The 19,318-nt window shown below is 44.6% G+C and carries 14 protein-coding genes and 1 rRNA gene; 3 read left to right on the top strand and 12 right to left on the bottom strand.

Annotated elements, in window-relative coordinates:
* From ACLTOQ_RS11975 to ACLTOQ_RS11960, 4 genes are all read right to left on the bottom strand, one after another.
* Positions 1-680, bottom strand: a 16S ribosomal RNA gene (locus ACLTOQ_RS11975); the annotation flags it as partial.
* 591 nt (positions 681-1,271) lie between these two features.
* Positions 1,272-2,072 carry a helix-turn-helix transcriptional regulator gene (locus ACLTOQ_RS11970; protein WP_278608263.1) on the bottom strand — a complete coding sequence of 267 codons (801 nt, stop codon included), beginning with the start codon at positions 2,070-2,072 and terminating at the stop codon, positions 1,272-1,274.
* A 351-nt stretch (positions 2,073-2,423) separates the two neighbouring features.
* Positions 2,424-3,821: an MFS transporter gene (locus ACLTOQ_RS11965; protein WP_238033580.1), complete on the bottom strand. Its 1,398-nt coding sequence runs from the start codon at positions 3,819-3,821 to the stop codon at positions 2,424-2,426.
* 167 nt (positions 3,822-3,988) lie between these two features.
* A complete protein-coding gene (locus ACLTOQ_RS11960) occupies positions 3,989-7,027 on the bottom strand; it encodes a glycoside hydrolase family 2 TIM barrel-domain containing protein (RefSeq protein ID WP_412319521.1) in 3,039 nt (1,012 codons plus the stop codon).
* A gap of 202 nt (positions 7,028-7,229) precedes the next feature.
* Here ACLTOQ_RS11960 and ACLTOQ_RS11955 point away from each other — a divergent pair, with 202 nt between their 5' ends.
* Positions 7,230-8,093, top strand: coding sequence for an AraC family transcriptional regulator (locus ACLTOQ_RS11955; protein ID WP_138344479.1), 864 nt, complete (start codon positions 7,230-7,232; stop codon positions 8,091-8,093).
* 169 nt (positions 8,094-8,262) lie between these two features.
* Here ACLTOQ_RS11955 and ACLTOQ_RS11950 read toward each other — a convergent pair whose 3' ends face one another.
* From ACLTOQ_RS11950 to asd, 8 genes are all read right to left on the bottom strand, one after another.
* Positions 8,263-9,273 (bottom strand): GGGtGRT protein, encoded by a 1,011-nt coding sequence (locus tag ACLTOQ_RS11950; protein WP_021914620.1) that lies wholly within the window; start codon positions 9,271-9,273, stop codon positions 8,263-8,265.
* 19 nt (positions 9,274-9,292) lie between these two features.
* Entirely contained in the window at positions 9,293-9,985 is a 693-nt protein-coding gene (locus ACLTOQ_RS11945; RefSeq protein ID WP_021914621.1) for an iron-sulfur cluster assembly scaffold protein, read from the bottom strand.
* Between the two features lie 206 nt (positions 9,986-10,191).
* Complete coding sequence (locus ACLTOQ_RS11940) at positions 10,192-10,986, bottom strand: ABC transporter ATP-binding protein (RefSeq protein ID WP_021914622.1); 795 nt, start codon at positions 10,984-10,986, stop codon at positions 10,192-10,194.
* Entirely contained in the window at positions 10,979-11,908 is a 930-nt protein-coding gene (locus ACLTOQ_RS11935) for an ABC transporter permease (RefSeq protein ID WP_412319518.1), read from the bottom strand. The genes ACLTOQ_RS11940 and ACLTOQ_RS11935 overlap by 8 nt, the downstream gene beginning before the upstream one ends.
* 156 nt (positions 11,909-12,064) lie before the next feature.
* Complete coding sequence (locus tag ACLTOQ_RS11930; RefSeq protein ID WP_337622700.1) at positions 12,065-13,117, bottom strand: ABC transporter substrate-binding protein; 1,053 nt, start codon at positions 13,115-13,117, stop codon at positions 12,065-12,067.
* A 225-nt stretch (positions 13,118-13,342) separates the two neighbouring features.
* Positions 13,343-14,017, bottom strand: a complete 675-nt coding sequence (locus ACLTOQ_RS11925; protein WP_021914625.1) for a hypothetical protein — start codon at positions 14,015-14,017, stop codon at positions 13,343-13,345.
* A 57-nt stretch (positions 14,018-14,074) separates the two neighbouring features.
* The gene (locus tag ACLTOQ_RS11920) at positions 14,075-16,216 is read right to left on the bottom strand and encodes a DNA topoisomerase (RefSeq protein ID WP_337598774.1); all 2,142 of its coding nucleotides are present in this window, start codon (positions 16,214-16,216) and stop codon (positions 14,075-14,077) included.
* Between the two features lie 74 nt (positions 16,217-16,290).
* Complete coding sequence (asd, locus tag ACLTOQ_RS11915; RefSeq protein ID WP_337598776.1) at positions 16,291-17,376, bottom strand: aspartate-semialdehyde dehydrogenase; 1,086 nt, start codon at positions 17,374-17,376, stop codon at positions 16,291-16,293.
* 297 nt (positions 17,377-17,673) lie between these two features.
* On the opposite strand from asd, the gene ACLTOQ_RS11910 reads away from it, so the two are divergent.
* Both ACLTOQ_RS11910 and ACLTOQ_RS11905 read left to right on the top strand, forming a co-directional pair.
* Positions 17,674-18,441 carry an ABC transporter ATP-binding protein gene (locus tag ACLTOQ_RS11910; protein ID WP_337426291.1) on the top strand — a complete coding sequence of 256 codons (768 nt, stop codon included), beginning with the start codon at positions 17,674-17,676 and terminating at the stop codon, positions 18,439-18,441.
* Positions 18,428-19,234: an ABC transporter permease gene (locus ACLTOQ_RS11905; protein WP_412319517.1), complete on the top strand. Its 807-nt coding sequence runs from the start codon at positions 18,428-18,430 to the stop codon at positions 19,232-19,234. The genes ACLTOQ_RS11910 and ACLTOQ_RS11905 overlap by 14 nt, the downstream gene beginning before the upstream one ends.
* Positions 19,235-19,318 lie beyond the last annotated feature (84 nt).

The following is a 19,318-nucleotide window of genomic DNA, read 5'->3' as shown; positions in this document are numbered from 1 at the left end:
CCTCCTAATATCTACGCATTTCACCGCTACACTAGGAATTCCACTTGCCTCTCCAATACTCAAGTCTACCAGTTTCCAATGCACTTCACCGGTTGAGCCGGTACCTTTCACATCAGACTTAATAGACCGCCTACGCGCCCTTTACGCCCAGTCATTCCGGACAACGCTTGTCCCCTACGTATTACCGCGGCTGCTGGCACGTAGTTAGCCGGGACTTCCTCATTGGGTACCGTCATGTTTTCTTCCCCAATAACAGAGCTTTACGATCCGAAAACCTTCTTCACTCACGCGGTATTGCTGCGTCAGGGTTGCCCCCATTGCGCAATATTCCCCACTGCTGCCTCCCGTAGGAGTCTGGGCCGTGTCTCAGTCCAATGTGGCCGTTCACCCTTCAGGTCGGCTACTGATCGTCGCTTTGTGGGCCGTTACCCCGTAACGGCTAGTGATTCGGACCATCTCCACCACCGGAGTTTTCACACTGTTCCCTGCGGAACGTGCGCCTATGCGGTATAGCCATTTCTAACTGTTATCCCCAGTGTGGCAGGTTACCCGCATTACTGCCCGTCCGCCACTAAGCTGTTTTAAATCCATCCGAAAACTTCATCCATGACCCGTTCGACTTGCATGTGTTAGGCACGCCGCCAGCGTTCATCCTGAGCCAGGATCAAACTTCATGTTTAAGTTTGTCCGGTCAAAATCAGTCTAGCTAATTTTACCGTTCTACTGTTGTTTTAGGTTTTTGTTCTCTGAAATTTCTCTCAGAACTTTTGTTCTGTTTGGAATTTTCAGGGTTGCATTACTGTTTATTTGTCAAGGTGCTGTTCTTCTTAAGAAGCATTTCTTTTGAAGAACATTTGTTCTGTTTGTCAGAAAGCTTATTTAGTTTATCATAAGCAGTTCTGTTTGTCAAGAACTTTTTTATTTTATTTTCAAGCTTCTTTCGAAACCCGGTTGCTTATCACTCGCAGCAACAGTTCATTAGTTTATCAGAACTTTCGGCTCGTGTCAAGCATTTTTTTATTTTTTGAATTTCTTTTCAGAAATCCGTGTTGCTTTCGTTCGTCGCAACAGTCATAAAGTATATCAGGACTGTTTGTCGATGTCAAGCACCTTTTTCATTTTTTCTATTTTTCTTTAGAATACACCTTATTCTTTTCATAATAGAATAAAACTCTTTTTTCTACAAATATTTTTATATTATATCATCCACACATGAAATCAAATACATAGCACTGTAAAATCAAAGTAAATATTTCGATCAACAGAACCTTTTATGACAACATCTCTTTCACACAAGTACTTCGATAATCACTTGGTGATATTTTATATCTTTCTTTAAATACTCGGTTAAATGTTCTCTGACTTTCAAATCCACTATCCAGACAAATGTTTGTAATAGAATCACTCGTATTTTCCAAACGATGGCATGCATAGTTCAGCCTTGCATCGTTAAGATATTGATTAAAGTTTCTATGGAATGTTTTGGAAAAGAGTCTGGATAAAACATATTTGCTCACCCCCAGATCTTTTGCCATCTCTTCCAGAGAAAACTTCTTCTTAAAATTTGCTGATATATAGGAAACTGTCTGGTAAATAAGATCGTTGCTCCCCACATTACTCTTTTCTACCAAATTTAATTTTCCTATGCAGCGTGCCAACACAATTTGAAGATATGCCTGTGCAACAGTAATATCCGACTGTTCTGTCTCTAAAATTGCATTTATAACCCTATATACCTCCGGTTCAACCTTTTCCGCTTTGATGATTGGGTATTCAGGAGCCATGGATTGCATGATATCTGCAAATTTGGCTATCGTAAATGGCGATGCAATCAGATAAGTCGCTTTATTTACACCGGGTGTCAGTACCTGATAGTGATGAATAACATCTGGAAATACAAAGCCTATATCTCCTTTTTCCATATGGTATAGTTCCTGTCCGACACCAAGTTCTAATGCTCCACTTGTTACACAAACGATCTCCAGTGCATTATGAAGATGTGGTTCAATATGTTTTGACTTCCTATTTATTGCTATGATCTCCTCTTTTGTGTCAACATATTTTAACTGCATGAAATACTCCCCTTTGCAACATTTGTCTATATCTTCTTTCGATTTGGCAAGCAATCCTTTTACACCTATCTTATAATCAACTTGTAAATAAGGAAAGGAGGAATTGCAAATGAGCAACCTAAAAAAATATCTGAATGACCTTTTAGTATTCTACACTGAATATTTTGAGCATCCTTACCATGTATAAATACTAAAAGGACTATTTTGTGAAAACTGAATATTTTCTTAAGGCCATTTCACAAAAATGAAGTGGTCCTTTTTTATTTTCAAAATACAGTTCTATCACTTTATATATAGAAAAAAGCACTGTCTCATCGAGCAACGACCAGACAACGCTTTCTCCTGTCAATTCTAATTTATGTCTAATGCATCTGTTACTTCATCTGCAGCAATTCCTTTTTCTGCTTTCAGTTTTTTATTTGCATCTTCTACATTCATTCTTGAAAGTGCAAACATAATCAATACATCAAAGATTAACGGAAGCCAAAGATACATGAACTGCATCATATCAAGTGCAGACTGTGGCTGAGTTGCATTTGTTCCGACATATCCACTGAACTCAAGCATCCATCCAACAACAGCGGTTCCAATACCTCCACCGATTTTTACACCAAGAGAAGTACAAGAGTACATCGTTCCGTCAATTCTCTTTCCCTGCGTAAGATAAGTGTATTCAGAGCAAGATGCGATAACTGCATTCATATCTCCCTGCCATGGTCCCTGACCTAAGGCTGCAAGAGCTGTAAATGCCATCATCAGCGGAACACTGCCCATATATCCTGCAACAACAACAAGTGCTCTACCGATGACTGCTAAGACATAACCTCTTAAGTTCAGTTTATACATACCTTTCCACTTACCAACTAATGTCGGTGTGAAAATCAGGGCAATGATCAGTGGAATATTTACTGCCCATGCAAATTGTCCAAACAAATTCTTATTTTTCAGTACCCATGTCATGTAATAAATGCCAGCTCCAATCATGGCACCATATAACTGCTGTAAAATATATGTTCCACAAATCATCATGTAATATTTGTTTTTAACAAGAAGCTTGAATGCCTGTACCATTCCGTACTTTTCATTATCATTCTTTACTTCTCCTTCATTAAGTTCTTCCTCCGGAAGTTCCTTAACAGAAAGTGCTGAAATCGTATTTACGACCAGACCAATGATTGCATAGATAATAGCAACCGTTCTCCATGCCGCAGCATCTCCACCACATTTATCTACAAATCCAACTGTAATCGCCTGAATCAGAAGACTTGTTGAAAATGCAAAAATAAAACGGTAAGATCCCATCTGTACACGCTCTTTGCTGTTCTTTGTAATCAGTGACGTAAGTGCTGAATAAGCAATATTGTTTGCTGTATAAAACACACCATTTAACAGTGTATAAGAAATAAAGAACCATGCATATTTAGCCGTTGTTCCAAAGCTGACTGGTACTGCAAAGCAGCAGACCAGCGTAATGGCACAACCAATGTATCCATATAGCATCCAGGGTTTCGCTTTTCCCATTTTACTGTGTGTTTTGTCAATCATTGATCCAAAAAATATATCCGTAAAACCATCAAATAGTTTTGATACGGCAATCAGGGTACCCACGACACCTGCAGCAAGTCCTACCGAGTCCGTCAGATAGACCATCATAAAAGATGTCAGGAACGCATAGACTACATTACCTGCAATATCACCTGATCCGTATCCAATTTTGTTATACCATTTCAAATACTTTTTTTCTTCCATCGAATTTCTTTGCTCCTCATCTTCATCGCACTTAGAATCTCAATATGTCTAACCGTATGATGTCTAATTATATTTTTTTCTCTGTTTTTGTCTGATTGCTCTGTATATCCGGACTTTACATTACAATCAGACTCTCTTTCCTTGTTTACGGGTTACATGAAACTTTATTATCCCTTTACATACGGTATCAGTGTAAACTGGAACCGGAATAATACATCATCAAATCGGTACTGATCCAATACAACTGGACCACAACTATTAGAACCAATGCCATTTAATGCGTAGTCAACACAAAATACTACACTATCTGATTCTGTCAGTTCATAATTATGCGTTTTCTTCTCAAGTTCTTCCTGTGTATAATAAGAAGCATTGAATGAAAATGCCTTTTCTGCGGATGCCACAATTCCATATCGGCTGTTGTTAAGCTCTACATATTCACAATCATAATGGCTTCCATTTTCCTGTGGACGGATATAGTCCTCATGTAAATCCCCTACATCTGCCCGGTACAAACCGTGGCTCGCAGCCTGATGTTTATCACAATAACTTTCCTGTGGTCCCATTCCAAAGTATCTTACAGCTGAAAGTTTTTTATCCAGGAACATCCTCACACCAAATCTCGGAAGATCCGGGAATTCATCGTCTTTTGTTACTGCAATATCTGCATCAATCTTTCCAGCAGCTTCTATTTTCCATGTAATCGTCACATCAAGAATCTTCTGTACTGTCTCTGCCACAACGGAAGCATGGCTTGTAATCTTCACACCATGTTTTCCCTGCACAACCTCTGTCGTATAGGCTCTTGTGTAAGCCTTATCATAGTGGGCTTTCTTCCATTCAGACTTGATGTACATATCGTTATCTGTTGGAGCTCTCCAAATATTTAATTCCATCGGATGGTTCAAGTATTCCCGCCCTGCGAATTTCATCTCTGTAAAGAGTGCAGTACGTTTGTCTATGGTATAAGCAAATTCACGCCCCTTGATATGAATCTGTGTATCATTTTCATTTACCTGTAATTCAGAGTCCACTACTGTTTTTGGTATCCATTTCTCTGCAAGTTTACATTTTGTATCCTCTTTACTTACCTCAATTTCATCAAATCCAAGAATATGGTCTTCATCCAACAGTGGCAATTCTTTTTTCAGATGGTAAATAAGTTTTAAATAACATTTCCCATTCTCTGGAACATTGATCTCCAGGTTTGTTTTTCCTTCCCCGTGTGGTGCCACAGAAAACTCCGGAAGTATGCCTTTGCTGATCACAAGACCATCCTGTGTCAGCTCATAACTAATCTTCACATAATCTTTCAAGTCATCAAAATCCATGTAGTTATGAAGCACCAGTTCTCCGCTTTCTTTGTTATAGGAAATAACTCTTGCCGGGCGATAAACATTCTTGTATTCCAAAAGTCCTGTATGTACCGTTCTGTCCGGATATACTAATCCATCCATACAGAAGTTGCCATCATGAATTTCTTCGCCATGGTCGCCCCCATAAGCATATATAGTCTTTCCATTCTCAGCAGTTCCATGAGCAATCGCATGGTCACACCATTCCCAGACAAAGCCGCCGCACATTTTATCATTATCCTGAATCATCTGGAAGTAATCTTCAAAATCTCCAGGTCCGTTTCCCATGCTGTGACAGTACTCTACCAAAAGGAAGGGTTTGCTTCCATCTTTATCCAGATATTCCTGAATTTCGGAAAGCGCCGGGTACATCCGGCTGTACACATCCAGATTGCTGTAATCATATGTTTCATCATAATTACGGTATCTTGCACTCTCATATTGTGTGATACGGTCTGGATCAAAATTCTTTGTCCATTCCAGTGCTTTTTCAAAGTTGCAGCCATAAGCACTCTCATTTCCCATTGACCACATAACAATACAGAAACGGTTTTTGTCACGTTCCACCATGAGTTTTACGCGATCAACGATTGCCTCTTCCCATACCGGATCATCTGCAATCTTCTCATTCCATCGTTTGAACCGATTGTAATCAGTGTCTTCTTTTCTGTAGATCATAAATGGACCATGAGCTTCAATATCTGCTTCATCTATTACCATGAATCCATACTTGTCACACATTTCATAGAAAAATGGTGCGTTCGGATAGTGGCTGGAACGGATCGCATTAAAATTATGCTGCTTCATTAACGTAAGATCGGTTGTAATCTGTTCCGGATTGATTGTAAATCCAGTAACCGGATCAGAATCATGTCGATTGACACCACGGAATTTAATCTTCTGTCCATTTAAATAAATAACCTGGTCTTTAATCTCTATCTTTCTTAATGCAATGTGATCTACAATTACTTCATTCTCTGTTTCAAGAATCAGTTTATATAGATATGGATTTTCTGTATTCCAAAGTTCCGGACTTGCGATTTCTAATACAGCTGTTCCTTCTTCAGCAATACTTCCTAGTGCTACAACTGCTCCGTTTCTATCTTCAATCGAAATTTTTACATTTAACGGAGAGTAGAATTTCATTTCAATTTCTACTTTCGCAAGCATATCCTCAATTCTTGTTTTAATATGATAATCACTGATTGCCTGTTTTGGGCGTTTCAAAATGTACACATCCCGGAAAATACCACTCATACGGAATTTGTCCTGATCTTCCAAATAGGAACCATCACACCACTTCATTACCAACACTGCCACCGTATTCGTTCCATCCTGAAGTACATCGGTAACATCAAACTCACTGGTCATATGTGAAACCTGGCTGTATCCTATGTAAGAGCCATTGATCCATACATAAAAGCAGCTGTCTACTCCTTCAAAGTTCAAAAAAGCTTTTGATGCTTTCTCATCTCTGCTGTACTCAAAATTATGTACATAAGCTCCACACGGAATATCCTGTGGCACATATGGTGGATCAAACGGAAACGGATACCGGATGTTTGTATACTGGTGTGTATCATATCCTGCCATCTGCCATACACTTGGAACCTGAATCTCATCAAAATTTTCTGTATCATAATTCTTCTCAAAGAAAGAATCCTGAATGTCATAGATGCTGTTAAAATACTGGAATTTCCAAGTTCCATTCAATAACTGCATACGATCTGACTCTTCTCTGTGTTCCACCAAGTTATCCATTCTTCTGGATGCCGGAATATAATAGGCTCTGGCTGGCATTGTGTTTTCGTGCAGTACGCTTAGATTTTCATAATAACGTGGTACGATCATAAATAACTCTCCTCCAATACATATACTTTTTTGTTCTTTGTTTCCCTAAAGCAAACCTTATACTTTACTTTTTTGTTTACGTTCCTTAGTTATGCTATATATATAGCTTATCCTAATCCGCAAAATATGTCTATAAATTGGATTAGACAAAATATGCACTAAATGATACAATGATAAAAAGTGCGAAAAGAGGTGCTGTCCTATGTATTTGAACACCGGTTATTTGAACCACTCACATATGGATTTCAAAGACAAAAGTTGTCCGCTGATTGTAGGTAGCTGTGGTACTTACCGTCTTTCCAGACATCCCAAACTTCCTACCTACCGTCCAAGGGGTCGTCTGGATTATCAGATTATATATATCACTGCTGGTTGTGGGCATTTTCATTTTGATAATGTAAATAACGAAACGATTGTTCCAGCCGGCAACATTGTACTGTACAGACCGAAAGAACTTCAGAAATATGAATATTACGGAGAAGATAAGACAGAAGTATACTGGATTCACTTCACAGGAAGCAATGTGAAAAATATCTTACGTCAATATGGGTTTCCGGATAAAGAACGTGTCTTTCAAGTGGGTACATCTAATGAATATGAACAAATTTTCAAACGTATCATTATCGAGCTCCAACGCTGTCAAGACAATTATGAGGAAATGCTTGTCCTTTTGCTACGTCATCTTCTGATCAGTTTCCACCGGGAACTGACAAGAGAGCACATATTAAAAAATGAATACCTTGATCATGAGATGGATAATGCTGTTACCTTTTTCAGTGAAAACTACAATCAAAATATCAATATTGATGATTATGCTGCCTCACGAGGCATGAGTGTCAGCTGGTTTATCCGAAATTTCAAAAAATATACCGGTTCTACACCAATGCAATTCATTGTGGGAATCCGCATCAACAATGCTCAGATGTTACTTGAAACAACAACTTATTCCATCAATGAGATTTCTAAGATTGTCGGATATGATAACCAGCTTTATTTCAGTCGGCTTTTTCACAAGTTGAAAGGATATTCGCCGAGAGAATACCGAAAGCTGAGAAACAAATTCTGAAATCCGCAAAGAGGAGTCGAGGGTGCGGACATTCTTGGGGTGTCTGCTTTTGCAGATGCCCTTTTTGCTTTACACAATTTGTGTGCTACCTCGTGTGTGCTACGTGGAAAAAAATAGGGCTATCGTGGAACATTCAGAACCACGATAACCCTTGATTTTACTGGATTTCTCAGAACTTGCCAGCGTTAGCAGCTTCCTCAACGGAAACAGCTACAGCTACAGTAGCGCCAACCATCGGGTTGTTGCCCATACCGATCAGACCCATCATCTCAACGTGTGCGGGTACAGAGGAAGAACCTGCGAACTGCGCATCGGAGTGCATACGGCCAAGTGTATCTGTGAAGCCATAAGAAGCAGGACCTGCAGCCATGTTATCGGGATGCAGGGTACGACCGGTACCGCCGCCGGAAGCTACGGAGAAGTACTTCTTGCCCTTCTCTACACATTCCTTCTTGTAGGTACCTGCAACAGGATGCTGGAATCTGGTCGGGTTGGTGGAGTTACCGGTAATGGAAACGTCTACGCCCTCTTTCCACATGATTGCAACACCTTCTGTTACGTCATTTGCGCCGTAGCAGTTAACCTTGGAACGAAGGCCTTCGGAATAAGATTTCCGGAATACTTCCTTCAGCTCGCCGGTGTAATAGTTCATCTCAGTCTCTACATAAGTAAAGCCGTTGATTCTGGAAATGATCTGTGCAGCATCCTTGCCAAGACCGTTCAGGATAACGCGCAGAGGTTTCTTACGAACCTTGTTTGCCTTCTCAGCAATACCGATAGCACCCTCTGCTGCTGCAAAGGACTCATGACCTGCCAGGAAGCAGAAGCAGTCTGTTTCTTCTTCCAGCAGCATCTTGCCCAGATTACCATGACCAAGACCTACTTTACGCTGATCAGCAACGGAACCGGGGATACAGAAAGCCTGCAGTCCTTCGCCGATTGCTGCTGCTGCGTCAGCTGCTCTTCTGCAGCCTTTCTTGATTGCGATCGCTGCACCTACAGTGTAAGCCCAGCAAGCGTTCTCGAAACAGATGGGCTGGATTTTCTTTACCTGATTGTAAACATCCAGGCCGGCATCTTTGGTGATTTTTTCAGCTTCTTCGATGGAAGCAATTCCGTAGCTATTTAAAACAGCGTTAATCTTGTCAATTCTTCTTTCATAAGACTCAAATAATGCCATGCTTCGTTACCTCCTCCTTTTATTCCTGTCTGGGATCGATGATTCTTACAGCATCATCCACACGACCATACTGACCGGATGCTTTCTCATATGCTGTCTGAGCGTCATCGCCCTTCTTCATAAAGTCTGTCATCTTGCCGAAGTTTACAAACTTGTAGCCGATGATCTGATCGTCTGCATCCAAAGCGATACCGGTTACATAACCTTCAGCCATTTCAAGGTAACGAGGGCCTTTCTTCAGGGTACCATACATAGTACCAACCTGGCTTCTTAAGCCCTTGCCCAGATCCTCCAGACCTGCGCCGATCGGCAGACCTTCTTCAGAGAATGCGGACTGTGTACGACCATAAACGATCTGCAAGAACAGCTCTCTCATAGCTGTATTGATCGCATCACATACAAGGTCAGTGTTCAGAGCCTCCAGAATAGTTCTGCCAGGAAGAATTTCTGCAGCCATAGCAGCAGAATGAGTCATACCGGAACATCCGATGGTCTCTACCAGTGCTTCCTGAATAATACCTTCCTTAACGTTCAGTGTCAGTTTGCAGGCACCCTGCTGAGGTGCACACCAGCCAACACCATGAGTCAGACCGGATATGTCCTTGATCTCTTTGGCTTTTACCCATTTTGCTTCTTCCGGGATGGGAGCACAGCCATGGTTAACGCCCTGTGCTACCGGACACATCTGTTCTACTTCGTGTGAATAAATCATGTGTTATCTCCTTTCGTCTAATGGATGAAATTTTCGTCAGCAGGCACACCAAAAAGGCGCAAAGCTTTCTTCCATATAAGAGATCCGAAGCAGATCTCCATGAAAAAAGCACCAGCTGTACGCTGATGCTATTTTCTCATACTTTTCGTCAAAAATCCAGTATTTTTTACAAAACACAGAGGTAAAACCTTTGGATTCAAAAATAATCAGGATAAAATCATTCTGTCATTTGCAAAACTGCCGCCGCTGGCCTGTTCAAACTTCTCCAGAAGATCTGATACATGCAGCTTTTTCTTTTCTTCCCCTGCCACGTCATAGATAATATGTCCTTCATACATCATAACCAGGCGATTGCCGTGTGCAATTGCATCCTTCATGTTGTGGGTGATCATCAGAGTCGTCAGGTTGTCCTGTCCAACAATCCGGTCTGTTGCCTCCAGTACCTTTGCAGCTGTTTTGGGATCCAGTGCCGCTGTATGCTCATCCAAAAGCAGAAGCTGCGGCTTTTTCAGGGTAGCCATCAGAAGTGTCAGTGCCTGTCTCTGACCACCAGAAAGCAGACCAACTTTGGAGGTCATACGATCCTCCAGCCCCAGTCCCAGCTCTGCCAGGCGCTCCCTGTAAAATTCCCGTTCTTTGCTGCTGATTCCTTTTTTCAAGGTACGGCTCAGCCCTCTTCTCGCCGCAAGCGCCATATTCTCTTCAATCTGCATACTGGCTGCTGTTCCGGTCATCGGATCCTGAAACACGCGCCCTAAATACTTTGCACGCTTATATTCCGGAAGCTTTGTGACATTGACGCCACCGATCTCAATCGTGCCCTCATCAACCGGCCACGCACCTGCAACCGCATTCAGCATGGTAGATTTTCCGGCGCCGTTTCCACCGATCACCGTTACGAAATCCCCATCATTTAAATGGAGACAAAGGTTATTCAGTGCGGTTTTCTCATTTACTGTCCCCGCATTAAAAGTTTTACTAATGGATTTTAAGTCAAGCACGTCTGACACCTCCCTTTTTAACAGGTTTGGAAAAATATTTTCGCTTCATATAAGGAATCGCCAGAAATACTGCTACAACGATCGCTGACAAAAGCTTCAAATCATTAGAATTTAAGCCAAACCACAAAACAACCTGCAGAACTAAGTAATAAATAATGGATCCAAGCGCTACTGTCAGCAGACTGAATGCAAAGTTGCGGCTGATTTTGCCGAATACGACTTCGCCGATGATGACCGCAGCCAGACCGATTACGATCGCACCGCGTCCCATGTTGATGTCCGCAAAGCCCTGATACTGCGCCAGAAGACCGCTGGAAAGCGCTACGATGCCGTTAGACAGCATCAGACCGATGATCTTTGTCATGTCTGTATTGATGCCCTGTGCACGGGACATGTTCTGATTGGAGCCCGTGGAGCGGATGGAACAGCCCAATTCCGTACCGAAAAACCAGTATAAAACTCCGATCAGTACAACGATCACAATTGCTACAACAAACAGCGTATTTTTGTAAAAAACAACGTTTTTAAGGTAACGCATAGAAACCAGCACGTCATATTTATCAGTAACGAGCGCTACATTGGCCTTGTTGCCCATAATTCTCAGGTTGACAGAATACAAACCGAGCTGTGTCAGAATGCCTGCCAGGATTGCCGGGATTCCCATTGCTGTATGGAAAATGCCCGTTACCAGACCAGCCAGCATACCTGCAACAAATGCGCAGAACAGGGAAAATCCAACGGAATGCCCATTCATCATCATCACGACACAGACCGCACCCCCGGTACACATCGTGCCGTCTACGGTCAGATCTGCCAGATCCAGAATCTTATAGGTAATAAATACGCCGATCGCCATGATTCCCCAGATCAGCCCCTGTGCACAGCCCCCCGGCAGCGCGTTAAACAATGCTACAATATTCACTGTTTCCTCCTCCAGTACACTTTTTATTTTTCAAATATCGGCAGTCCTAGTTTCGTCACCGATACTTTTTAGTCGTTCCATAAAAAATCGACAAAAAGCGCTGAAGAGGAATTTCTCCCTCCTCAACGCTCTGCAAACCCTCACAGTGACTTGCGATTACTCAATTGCCACATAATCATCCGGCACGGTAATACCGAGTGCCTCACAGTTTGCTGCATTATATTTCTTGGTTACATTCGGAGCAAACTCAACTGCTGTCTGAGATACATCTGCACCGTTTACCAGAATTTCATATGCCATTTCGCCGGTTTTATAGCCAAGGTCATAATAGCTGATGGACAGGGTTGCTACGCCGCAGCCGGAGCAGATACCTTCCTCGCCTGCGATGATCGGAATTCCTGCAGGCTGGCAGATGTTCTGAATAATCGTGGTGTTCGATGCTGCTGTATTGTCGGTAGGAATATAAAGGACATCAGATGTTGCAATCGCATTGTTTACAACCGACGCGATATCGTTGGAGTCTGCGAAGGTGTACTCTGTGCATTCATAGCCGTAATCCTTTAAATATCCCTGAATAGTCTGGGACTGATATGCGGAATTAGGTTCTGCGGAGCAGTACAGGATGCCGACATTTTTTGCATCCGGAAACAGCTCATGCAGCATGTCCGCCTGCTGATCCAGCGGAGCCAGATCGGAAGTACCGGAAATGTTTGTGCCGGTTACGCCTGTCCAGTCATCGATGGAAAGTGCTGTCGCATAGTCTGTAACGCTGGTTCCCAGAATCGGGATCTCATTGGTAGCTGCCGCTGCTGCCTGCAGAGGGGCCGTTGCATTTGCCAGAATCAGGTCAACATCAGAAGATACAAACTGGTTGACGATCGTTGCACAGGTTGCGGAATCGCCGGAAGCATTCTGCAGGTCAAACTTCACATTTTCCTCACCCAGCAGTTCTGTCAGTGCATCCTGAAAGCCCTGGGTTGCTGCATCCAGCGCTTCGTGCTGTACCAGCTGACAGATACCAATGTTATACACCTTGCCATCTGCTGCTACCGTATCCGCTGCTGTATCTGTTGTCTCCTCTGTTGTTGCTGCAGGGGTTTCTGCCGCTTCACTTTCTGCCGGTGCTGCAGTGTTTGCTGTCGAGCCGCAGCCAGCCAAAGATGCCGCGGTCATTGCCAGCACAAGGGAAATTGCCGCTAACTTTTTCATTTTTCGTTCCTCCTCATAATCACTTTTTACGCTTTAACGCGTGCAAGCGTTAATCCATTGAGTAAACTATACACCGCAGGCACTGCTTCGTCAAGCATTTTTTCTATTCTGCTATCACAATCGTTCCCATGCGCCCTTCCTGCTTGCCTGAAAGCCGATTTTCATGCGGGCATGGAATCAACTTTCAAAAAAGCACAATTAAATTTAAAAAAGAAAAGGCAGGGGTCAGCCCCTGTCTTCCTTTAATACGATATGTTCCTGATCTTTGAAAATACTGTTTTCCGGAATAAATCCGCGCACCCGCGAAAGCGGATAAACGTTCGTATGTCTTCCGATTACCGTTCCCGGATTTAACACGCTGTTGCAGCCGACCTCCACGCAGTCGCCCAGCATCGCGCCGAATTTTTTCAGACCGGTTTCGATGTTTTCTTCTGCAGATTTGACAACAACCAGAGTCTTGTCGCTTTTTACATTCGAAGTGATGGAACCTGCACCCATATGTGCCTTATAACCTAAAATGCTGTCCCCGACGTAATTATAATGCGGAACCTGCACTTTATTGGACAGAATGACGTTCTTTAACTCGGTAGAATTACCGACAACTGCGCCTTTTCCGATGATTGCGCTGCCTCTGACAAACGCGCAATGTCTGATTTCCGCTTCCTCATCCACGATACAGGGACCGTTTAAGCAGGCAGTCGGCGCAACAGTCGCGCTTTTTGCCACCCAGATATCCTCTCCTCTTTTTTCGAAGCGATCCTCCGGCAGAGCGTTCCCGAGTGCTTTGATGAATTCCTTGATATAGGGCAGAACCTCCCACGGATACTCATACTGCTCCAAAAGCGGTGCAGCGATTGTTTCTTCCAGATTGTACAGGTTTCTGATCTTCATTGCTTCCATCTTCTTTTTCCTCCTGTTTCTGCCGTCTGAATGCGGCGAACGTTTTGCAGAAAAGCACTAGCCCTCTGCATTTTCTTTCTTTTCTGTCCTTTTTTTTGCTGTTCCTGCTTTTTTGACAGCCGGTGCGGTTTCTTTTTTCTGGTAAAAACCGGCTATCGCATCGAACTGCTGATATAAAATGGACTGATTATGCAGCTGTTTAACGATATTCGTCCTCCTGCGTACAAAATCATCCAGTTTATCCATATATTCTCCGGATGTAATCGTCCCCTCCGCAACACCGGTCAGCCCTTTTTCCCAGCTGGCAGTCAGCGCGGGATTTAACAGTGGTCGGATCGAATCTGAAACCACATCGTAAATCATTTCGCCCATCAGCGTCGGCGTGATCGTCTGCGTCTTTTTATTCAACGCCAGATACTCGATCGTGACAAGCTTTTTTAAGATTTCCGCACGCGTCGCAGAGGTTCCGATGCCGCTGCCCTTGATCTGTGCCCGCAGCTCTTCGTCCTCAATGAACTGTCCCGCATTTTCCATTGTCAGGATCAGCGAGCCGGAATTATAGCGCTTCGGCGGCGAGGTTTCGCCTTCTTTGATAGAAAGAGAATGCAGCGGAAGCTGTTCTCCTTTTTTCATAGTCTGTAACACCTTTAAAAATGCCTCGTCGCAGGAAAATTCCTCTTCCTCTCCGTTTTTCTCCTCTTTTTCTTCTTTTTTGGAGCTGAAAAAGGATGGGCGGCTGACGCCCAGATACCCTTCCTGCGTCAGCACCTTAAACGAAGCAAAAAAGCGTTCACCCTGCGGCAGCTGCTGCGATTTTACAAGCACCGTCAGCGATACCTTCTGGGAAATCGCCGGCGGATAAAAGATGCTCAGGAAACGTCTTGCAATCACTTCATAGACCTTTGCCGACGCGGGAGAAAGACTCCGCAGCGCCGAAAAGCCCTGTCCGGTCGGGATAATCGCATAGTGATCCGTGATCTGTTTGTCGTTGACATAACGGGTTTTTGCAATTTTCTGATAACTATTTTCTTCCAGAATCTGCACTGCGTATGCGCTGACCGGAGCGAAATTGCGAAGTCCGCCGATATTTTTATGGATTTCCTTTGCAACTGCGCTGGATAAAACACGAGCATCCGTTCTCGGATAGGTCGTCAGTTTTTTTTCATAAAGCTCCTGCGCGATTTTGAGCGTTTCATCCGGACTGATCTTAAACATCCGGGAGCAATCATTTTGCAGCTCCGCCAGATTATATAACAGCGGCGGATTTTTCTGTTCTTTCTTTTTTTCACATTTTTCCAGAAAAGCGCCTGAAAATCCAGAGGACATCGCGCCGCTCGGCAAAATTGCACCCAGCTTTTCCATCAATGCCTCGGCATCTTTTTTTTCCGAAAATCCGTTTTCTTTATATAAAAGCGGCGAAAGGTTCCAGGCACTTCCCTCTACTGCGCGCCATTCTCCCTCGAACGGCTTTTCCTTTCCGTCGCCCATCGGAATCCCAAAGGCTCCCGTCACACGGTAAAAAGGCGTTTTTACAAACGAACGGATTTCGCGTTCCCGATTGACGACCATGCCCAATACACAGGTCATTACACGGCCAACTGAAATCACTGCACGGTCGCGGCGCAAGTAGTTTTTGACATGGTTGCCGTATTTTAAAGTCAACGCACGGGAAAAATTGATGCCCATCAGATAATCTTCCTTGGCGCGCAGGTAAGCTGCGTTCGCCAGATTATCATATTCTGACAAATCCTTTGCCTCCCGCACCCCGCGCAAAATCTCTTCCTCCGTCTGAGAATCAATCCAGACCCTGCGGCGCTTTTTTCCGTGAATGTTCGCTTCCTGCTCCACAAGTCGGTAAATATACTCTCCCTCTCTCCCGGAGTCTGTACAGACGTAAATTGTATCGACGTCCGGACGGTTCAACAGCGAGCTGACGATATCGAACTGTTTTTTGACGCTCGAAATCACTTCATATTTAAAAGTTTCCGGGATAAACGGCAGCGTATCGACCGACCATTTTTTATACTTGATATCGTACACTTCCGGATAGCTCATCGTAACCAGATGACCAACGCACCAGGTCACAATCGCCTCTTCCGATTCCAGATAACCATCCCTGCGGCTCATCTGATATTTCAGCGCTTTTGCAAACTCCTGGGCCACACTCGGTTTCTCTGCGATAAATAACTTTTTTGCCATACACCTCTGTCCTGCAAAGCAGCGAAAGGGAGGTAGCTTCTACCTCCCGTCGTTTTCTGCTGTATGTCTCTCTTTTATTTCTTTGTGATATATCCCTGTGCTTTGAGCAGCTCTGCACAAAGCACTGCGCCGCCCGCTGCTCCGCGGACCGTATTGTGGGATAAGCCAACAAACTTCCAGTCGTAAACCGTATCCTCTCTCAGACGGCCAACCGAAATTCCCATGCCGTTTTCATAATTGACATCCAGAGCAACCTGAGGGCGGTTATCCTCCTCCAGATACTGAATGAACTGCTTGGGCGCGCTGGGAAGCTCCAGTCTCTGCGGCTCGCCGGAAAAATGAACCAGACGGTCGATTAACTCTTCCTTGGTAGGCTTTTTCTTAAACTTCACAAACACAGCTGCGGTATGTCCGTTTAAAACAGGCACACGAATACACTGGCAGGTGATAACCGGACTCTGTGCCGGAACGATCACGCCGCCCTCCACTTTGCCCCAAAGACGCAGCGGCTCCTTTTCGCTCTTCTCTTCCTCGCCGCCGATATAAGGGATGATATTTCCCACCATCTCCGGCCAGTCTGCAAAGGTCTTACCCGCGCCGGAAATCGCCTGATAGGTCGTAGCAACCACTTCATAGGGCTCGAACTCTTTCCACGCAGTCAGGACAGGCGCATAGCTCTGAATCGAGCAGTTCGGTTTTACAGCAACGAAGCCTCTCTTGGTACCGAGTCTTTTTTTCTGAGATTCGATAACTGCCGCATGCTCCGGATTGATCTCCGGAACCATCATCGGGACATCCGGTGTCCAGCGGTGTGCGGAGTTATTGGAAACAACAGGTGTTTCTGTCTTTGCATAGGCTTCCTCGATCTTTTTGATCTCGTCCTTTGTCATATCGACAGCGCTGAATACAAAATCAACCTGAGATGCTACATGCTCCACATCGTTAACGTTTAATACGATCAGGTTCTTTACCGCTTCCGGCATGGGTGTGTCCATTTTCCATCTGCCGCCGACTGCCTCTTCGTAGGTCTTGCCTGCGGAACGGGGGCTTGCTGCAATGGCAGCCACTTCGAACCAGGGATGGTTTTCCAGCAGTGAAATAAACCGCTGACCTACCATGCCAGTTCCACCCAGAATGCCAACTTTCAGCTTCTCACTCATTTTTTCAATTCTCCTCTCCTGTTTTCATCCAGATTGCTCCGGTTGATGGCTGTTGCCATTCATCCGATTGGAAATTGTGTTTCCATTTCAGATTTATATCAGATAGTATCATATTTTTTACTTTATTGCAATAAAGTAAAAATATTTTGTCGAATCCACAGGGCAGCTATGTCATTGCTATGCAACATCGATGCGCAACTGCAGCAGCTTCCGCATATGATAAAGCAGATCATGTCAGGATAGCCTGCAAAAGAACCCAGTTTCAGGGCAATCCTGCCAGAAAGAAGGGAAAAGCTTATGGACTCTGTCCTTTTAAAAGCACAGGAACTGTCCTATTCCTACCACACCCTAAACGGCGAAACGCCCGCCCTGGATCGGGTTTCCTTCTGCCTTTACCGCAAAGAATTTCTGGCGATTGTCGGTCCCAGCGGCTGCGGCAAATCCACGATTTTGTCCCTGATCGCCGGCTTGCTCACCCCGGGCAGCGGCGGCATCACGTTTTATGGGGAAAATGGTCATCAGCCCGGCATCGGCTACATGCTGCAGCACGATCTTTTATTTGAATGGCGAAACGTCTGGCAAAATGTTACGCTCGGACTGGAAATCGCCCACAAGGATACCGTCAGGAACCTGGAACGCGTTCGCAGGATGCTCTCCGACTACGGGCTTCTGGAATTTCAATATAAAAAGCCGTCTCAGCTTTCCGGTGGCATGCGCCAACGGGCTGCCCTCATCCGCACGATGGCGCTCGAGCCCGATATCCTGTTGCTCGATGAGCCGTTTTCCGCGCTGGATTACCAGACCCGGCTGACCGTTTCCGCCGATATTGCTGCCATGATCCGTAAGGCAGAAAAATCCGTCATTCTCATCACTCACGATCTTGCAGAAGCTATCAGCCTCGCCGATCGCGTTCTCATCCTGTCTGCCCGCCCCGCCCGTGTCAAAGCAGAATTTCCCATTCACCTGACTGCCGCAGACCATTCGCCGCTTGCCGCACGGCGCGCGCCGGAATACGGACAGCTTTTTAATCAGATCTGGGAGGAACTGTCCAATGAAAACAACTGACCAAACACTGTCCGACCAGCAGCTTTTCCTGCTTGCTCACAGACGCCATCATCATTTCGTCCACTTTGCCCGGATTTTTATGCTGCTTCTTTTCCTGACAGTCTGGGAGTTGTTCGCAGACTTCCATATCATCGACAGCTTCTTTTTCTCCAGTCCCTCCCGTGTCGTCGCCTGCTTTGTCCGCATGGTTTCCGAGCGTTCCCTGTTTACCCATATCGGTATCACGTTGACTGAAACGGTCATCAGCTTTTTTCTCGTCGCCCTCGTTAGCCTTTCCGCCGCCACGCTTTTATGGTACAGCCGCCGGTTGTCTGAAATTTTGGAGCCGTTTCTCGTCGTTTTAAACAGTCTCCCGAAATCCGCGCTCGCCCCTCTTTTAATCGTCTGGCTCGGCACCGGCATGGATACGATCATCGCCGCCGGCATTTCCGTCGCCATCTTCGGTGCAATCATCAACCTTTATACCGGATTTTTGCAGGCAGATCCTGAAAAGCTTCTCCTGATCCGAACGCTCGGCGGCACCAGACGGGACTGCTTTTTCAAGGTTGTCCTGCCCGCTTCCATTCCGGTCATTTTAAGCAATATGAAAGTCAATATCGGGCTTTCGTTAGTCGGCGTCGTTATCGGCGAATTTCTCGCTGCCAGACGCGGGCTCGGCTATCTGATCATCTACGGAAGCCAGGTACTGCAGCTGGATATGCTCATTACATCCATCCTGCTTTTGTGTATCATTGCGATGGGGCTTTATCAGCTGCTGCAGTTTGCAGAGCACTGTTATAAGAAAAAAGTGTAGGACTGTGCAAAGTGTTTTTCTATAAGTTAAAACAGGCATCCGGAAGTTCGCTGCTTCAAACAGCGTTCCGGATGCCTGTTGTCT

Origin of the sequence: Gallintestinimicrobium sp. (assembly GCF_046968865.1) — a bacterium.
GTDB classification, from domain to species: domain Bacteria; phylum Bacillota; class Clostridia; order Lachnospirales; family Lachnospiraceae; genus Gallintestinimicrobium; species Gallintestinimicrobium propionicum.
Note: the sequence above shows the minus strand (reverse complement) of the source record. Positions and strands in the feature narration are given on the sequence as shown.